The organism is Maribacter sp. TH_r10, from assembly GCF_033101095.1.
GTDB classification, from domain to species: Bacteria; Bacteroidota; Bacteroidia; order Flavobacteriales; family Flavobacteriaceae; genus Maribacter_A; species Maribacter_A luteus.
This window is the reverse complement of record NZ_JAWMPY010000066.1, coordinates 1-202: the sequence shown is the minus strand read 5'-3', so window position 1 is coordinate 202 and position 202 is coordinate 1. Positions and strand designations below refer to the sequence as shown.

General features: G+C 39.6%; 1 protein-coding gene. It reads left to right on the top strand.

Features of this window, described 5'->3' with window-relative positions; genetic code table 11:
- On the top strand, positions 1–202 hold a 202-nt coding region (locus R3X28_RS19350; protein ID WP_317666541.1), incomplete at both ends, for a hypothetical protein.

Sequence of the window (202 nt, the reverse complement as noted above, 5' to 3'; positions counted from 1 at the left end):
TATATCACCTTTCAGATGTTGGAGGTGCATTTGCTACATCAATTGTTACGGCAGGTCAATACCAAACGGCTGGAAATATGGGTGGTATGCCCGGAGATTCACGTTTAAACTTCCCTAATCTATTGCATATTGGTAAGTCTTTAAATAGTAATAGCCAATTAGAGACACGCCTATATGTAGCTAATGTTTTAGGGCATAGCGT